5 protein-coding genes are annotated in these 4866 nt (G+C 57.5%); all 5 read left to right on the top strand.

Annotated features, from left to right (window positions below; all coding sequences use genetic code 11):
- Positions 1–289: 289 nt before the first annotated feature.
- Positions 290–1147, top strand: coding sequence for an ATP-dependent DNA ligase (locus EOA33_RS24295; protein WP_127406785.1), 858 nt, complete (start codon positions 290–292; stop codon positions 1145–1147).
- A gap of 77 nt (positions 1148–1224) precedes the next feature.
- On the top strand, positions 1225–1734 hold the full coding sequence (locus EOA33_RS24290; RefSeq protein ID WP_127406784.1) for a ferritin-like domain-containing protein: 510 nt from the start codon (positions 1225–1227) through the stop codon (positions 1732–1734).
- Positions 1735–3356: 1622 nt separating this feature from the next.
- Positions 3357–3758, top strand: a complete 402-nt coding sequence (locus EOA33_RS24280) for a response regulator (RefSeq protein WP_127406783.1) — start codon at positions 3357–3359, stop codon at positions 3756–3758.
- Between the two features lie 309 nt (positions 3759–4067).
- On the top strand, positions 4068–4268 hold the full coding sequence (locus EOA33_RS24275; RefSeq protein ID WP_127406782.1) for a hypothetical protein: 201 nt from the start codon (positions 4068–4070) through the stop codon (positions 4266–4268).
- 388 nt (positions 4269–4656) lie between these two features.
- Complete coding sequence (locus EOA33_RS24270; RefSeq protein WP_127406781.1) at positions 4657–4860, top strand: hypothetical protein; 204 nt, start codon at positions 4657–4659, stop codon at positions 4858–4860.
- The last annotated feature ends 6 nt before the right edge of the window (positions 4861–4866 follow it).

The raw sequence follows: 4866 nt of genomic DNA, 5'->3' as shown, positions 1-4866 counted from the left end.
TCGCAAAACCGCTGATTGGGACTTTTTCACCGGCCCTGGCCTTCTTCGGCGTGTCGATCGCAAGGGGAAAGTTGTAAGTCGGGATGCTCACGCTCGAAACACCATCCTCCATCACCTTCAGGATGGTGGCTGTCAAAGTGATCTCGTCACCAACTCGCGGATTTCGCGCCATCCTCTTTACCGCTTTGAGCCGGGGTAGTGATCTAAACATTCAAGTTAGCTAAAATGTTCCGGAACCGATCAGGGTAGGTTTGATGCCTTGAATCGCGGGCCTGTTGAGTTTCAGTGGATGCGTTTGAAGTTCATTGAGCCTTTGATGCCGACCCTGGTAGACAGGCCGCCCGAGGGCGACGGTTGGATTCATGAAGTCAAGTTCGACGGCTACCGGTCGCAAATCATCATCGATGACGCCGAAGTGCGCATTTTCACGCGACGCGGCCTCAATTGGACAGCCAAATACGGTGACCTGGTGGACACCGCCAAAGGGCTGAACGTTCAAAGCGCGATTATAGACGGAGAAATCATCGTCCTGAACGATGCGGGCGTCTCCGATTTTGGCGAATTGCGCACAGCCATCACCCGGCGCCAGCACGACCTCTATTTCGTCGCATTCGACTTGCTGCACCTGAATGGCCACGATTTGCGAGACATGCCGCTCGAGGACCGACGCGAAATCTTGGAGGCGCTGGTCCCGGCAGACCAGCGGATCCAGTTCAGCGAGGCGCTTCCGGGAAGCGGTGCTGCCGTTTTCCTTCTTGTGGACCAGGCAGGCCTCGAAGGTGTCGTTTCGAAGCGGAAGGATAGCAAGTATCGCTCTGGCCCGTCGACCAATTGGCTAAAGGCCAAATGCTACGTCGAGAAGGAGATGGACATCATCGGTGTGCAGCGGGAGGCCGGAAAGCCGGCAATGGTGCTGATGGCGGACAACGGCCGCTACATGGGGGGCGCCTTCGTCACCTTCAAAGCCGACAAGCGGCAGGCTCTGTGGGACCGGGTCGCGGGCAAGACCGGCGCTCCTGCACCGAAGGGCCTCGCGAAGGAAAAGGCTGAGTGGCTGAAACCGGGGCTGGTCGGCCTCGTCAAATTCCTGAAGGGCGAGGAGAAGCTTCGCCACGCCTCGCTGAAGGATTTTTGGGAAGCGAACTAGGCTCGCTTCGGCGGTGACCTTCAGGAACAAACCGCATCAGCAGACGTTTGGCTCCGATCAAATCATGGAGACAAGCAATGTCCGAATCGCGCGAATGGCTGATCCAATGGCTGAGGGATGCTCACGCCATGGAAGAACAAGCTGAGACCATGCTATCGGGCCAATTGAGCCGCATCGAGAGCTACCCCGACCTCAGCGATAGAATCCGCATCCACCTGGAAGAGACCAGGGAGCAGGCTAAGCGGTTGAGAACCTGCCTGGACGGTCTTGAAGAGGGGTCTTCCATGCTCAAGGACGCGGGCGGCAAGCTGACCGCGATGGCGCAGTCGCTCAGCGGCGTGTTCGCGGGCGACGAGGTCATGAAGGGATCATTGGCCAGCTACACGTTCGAGCACATGGAAATCGCTTCTTACACTATCCTCATCGCTGCTGCGAATGCGAAGGGCGAAGCCCAGATCGTCCGCGTCTGCGAGCAGAATCTGCGGGAAGAGGAAGCGATGGCTGAGTGGCTGAAGAGCAACCTGCCACAAGTTACGGAGATGTTCCTGGCGCGGGCAGCAGCCGATCGCGACAGCGCCAAACGCTGACTCTGGTGCAGTCGGCGGCTTAATCAAGCGTCTGCTAATATATTCGACTTGTCGGAAAATTGTTCGGAACCGAAATTGCCGCGTCGCGCTTATAGGACAGTGGCAACCCTCATTCTCTCGGGTCCGTGGCCACGAATGAGAGCGGCCCGTCGCTTTGTGGAAGACGACGACGGGCCGCTTCAGACTTTTCTTCACTTACAGATGGCCTGCAACAGATCGGCTTCGACCGTTATCCCGTTATGAAAAACGTGGATGACTTCCGCAGCCAGGGCGTTTCGCTGTTCCCTATCTTTTAGAGCTAGCCGCCGCTCGCCACATAGCTGGTCAAACACCCGCTGGAGTAAATCCAGTTCTGCGGGTGTGTACACATAACCATACCTCGACAATGGCATTGCAGCCGCCCTCTGAGCGGCTTGCGCACTATCGCATAAAGCGGGGTCGGAGGCGAGGGATCCTCGTTGCTGTTGGGAACGATCTGGCAGTTGAGGGCTTGTTCAAATAAGCGGTCGATCTCTCAGGAGTGTAGCCGCTAAATGGCAAATCAGCTCGTCACCAGCGTCCTCGCGGTGGCGGGCTTTTTATTGGCTAAGTCTTAGAAGAGCTTAATGTCAGTCGCTGCAGAAACGGCGCATAATGCTTGTCTGCCCCACGATGCAAGAGCCCGGCCTGTGCCAAGTCCCCCCGAAATCCCCAGCAGGTCGGGCACTCGCAGGGACTGTGTGTGGGCAGCAGCGGCCTGGCAATTAGCGGCGGCGGAGCATCCATCGGATCAGGTCGAACATCACTTAGGGAACATTTGGAGGACATCCCTACTCGATAGGGTGAGCGAAAAAAATGTCCGGCCTTTGCGATATCAGGCTTTTTCTTTGGAACCGATCCGAGCCGGAATTGATTGAGCCCACAGGCGGCCCTGCCTCCATCGCGCCCCCGGCATCCCAAGGCCCGTCGCTACCCTCCCGGCGACGGGCTTTTCCTTGCCTACCTGGTTTGATGATGCAGCCCCTGCAAGGGGCTTGCGGATGGCCCGGCCAAGTGGCGAGCTAAGCCGGATCCCGCCATGCCTCGCTACAGGATTTCCTGGAAGAAGGTTGATGGAACGTATCGGCCTAAGCCGCGTTCGACCCCAATGGCCAAAACCCCTTCTCGCGAGTCCGTTTCCGCTTTTGAATGTGACGTGATCCGCCAGGCTTTCTTGCGGTGGGTTGCTGAGGACAACGTTCCTGAAGAAGAATGGCGGCCTCGCGCCACCAAATTGGTGCGTATCATGACCGGCAACGAGACCGTTGACCCGAACATGTGGATTGGATCGTGCGGAAGGAACCTTAAGGCTGGCTCGTCTCCAGCCTTGAGCGGATGTTATGGTCGATCATATCGTTGACAACCAAAGCCTAGAATTGTCGGGAACTGTGTGGCCTGTGACGACGTTAAGCACGTCATCAATCCCCGTTGCCAGCTCCCCAACCCTGCAGCGGGCCTACTGAATAGCCCGGCGCCCGATCCTTGTCGCTCTGTCATGCTGCTGAGCAGCCGGGCTATTCGGTTCTCGCCAAATTGACTCGCAAATCCCCCCAATAATAGGTATAAGTTCTCTTCATGACCCGACAACCCAAAGGGGGGCGTCGATGTTGTGTTCTGTCGTTTCCATTAATTCAGGCCAGTTCAAGCCGGCAGCGCCCCTGCAGGGACGCCGAGTCCTTGTCGTCGAGGATGAGTATCTGATCGCCGCCGAACTCGAAGAGGCGATCACCGAAGCTGGCGGCAGGGTAATTGGCCCTGTGGCCAATCCTGAAGATGCATCGAGGAAAATCGCCAGCGAGGATGTGGAATGCGCCACGGTTGACATAAAGCTGGGTGCTGCCGCGACTTTCGCCGTCGCGGCCGAATTGAAGGCGCACGGTATCCCGTTCATATTCGTCACCGGGTATGACCGGACCATTGTCCCAAGCGAATTTTCGGGCGTTCAGCGTCTTGTGAAACCCGTCGTGCCCGATGACCTCATCAGGCATTTGATCGAGCTAACCTAGTTCACCGGCCTTGTCCGTTCCAGCGGATTGACGCCGCGTCCTTGCCGGTGACACGCGGTTCAACGGCGCCTAAGGTCGCGACAGTGCATAAGCCCGGCAATATCGGCAATCAGTTCGCGAGCCCTGGCCAGTTCCGCCGCCGCCTGCTCCCGAACACGGTCATTTTCCTCGCGAAGCTTTTGCGCCCGTTTCAGGGCTGCGGCGCTGATATCGAGGGAAGTCCAAGTGTCCATGCCGACCAACTCCAGGAGCGAGCAAATGTTCCGTTTGGGCGGCGGAACTTAAGGCCATTAGCCGCCTTGTCTCAGCATGAGCACCGAGACCAAGGTGGAAAGAGGAGAACGCCACGTTCGCGAAGGCAGGGCACGCATTGCTCGCCAGCGCAAACTCATTGATGAGATGACGCTCGACGGCCACCGGACCGAAGTGGCCCGAGGTCTATTGCAAGACTTCGAGGCGGTGCAACGCGAACTTGAAATGCACCTGGACTTCCTGCGCACCTTCAACTGATGAGTGTTCGACATTGCGCGTCTGGCGCATCGGAGCCTGGCTCAAAAAGGCTCAATTTCAAAAATTTGGCTCCTATTTTAGGCCGGTGACCAAAGCGCCATGAATGCAGGGGTGCAGGCGATGGCCGCCACGTTGTTCGGTACCCGGAAGCGCTATCTCTCCGGATCGTTGCCGCGACAGAGCGTTCAATAGGACGCTCCGCTTCACGGATGGCATCATGCTACAGCTTGCTCAGGTTGTCTGAATCGCAGTTGCAGAAACCAGTACGGACCATGTTTGAAACGACCGCCGTCCCTAAAGGTGAAAGCGGCCCGGCGGCGCTATTGCCGCCAAAGCCAGGCAAGCGCGGTCCCTATATGAAGCGCGAGAAATCTGATATCGCTTAGCGATGAAGGAAACCGTTCTGGCGATGCTGGAGCAGCAGGTGCTTTTGGGCGAGCGACACATTGCGCGCCAGCGCGAGATTGTTGCCGACTTCCACCATAAGGGCTTCAGGGCAGACTTAGCCGAAGACCTTTTGACCCTGTTCGAGCAGATGCAGATTTTGCATGTCGCTCACCAGGATCGGCTTTTGAATTCAACGCAAGGCTAGGCGAAG

The organism is Mesorhizobium sp. M4A.F.Ca.ET.050.02.1.1, from assembly GCF_003997725.1.
Taxonomy (GTDB): Bacteria; Pseudomonadota; Alphaproteobacteria; order Rhizobiales; family Rhizobiaceae; genus Mesorhizobium.
This window is presented reverse-complemented; position numbering and strand designations above follow the sequence as displayed.

Bases quoted from the DNA above. Each gene is read 5' to 3' on its own strand.
- EOA33_RS24295 (WP_127406785.1), top strand. From the start codon at position 290: ATGCGTTTGAAGTTCATTGAGCCTTTGATGCCGACCCTGGTAGACAGG.
- EOA33_RS24280 (WP_127406783.1), top strand. From the start codon at position 3,357: ATGTTGTGTTCTGTCGTTTCCATTAATTCAGGCCAGTTCAAGCCGGCA.
- EOA33_RS24290 (WP_127406784.1), top strand. From the start codon at position 1,225: ATGTCCGAATCGCGCGAATGGCTGATCCAATGGCTGAGGGATGCTCAC.
- EOA33_RS24275 (WP_127406782.1), top strand. From the start codon at position 4,068: ATGAGCACCGAGACCAAGGTGGAAAGAGGAGAACGCCACGTTCGCGAA.
- EOA33_RS24270 (WP_127406781.1), top strand. From the start codon at position 4,657: ATGAAGGAAACCGTTCTGGCGATGCTGGAGCAGCAGGTGCTTTTGGGC.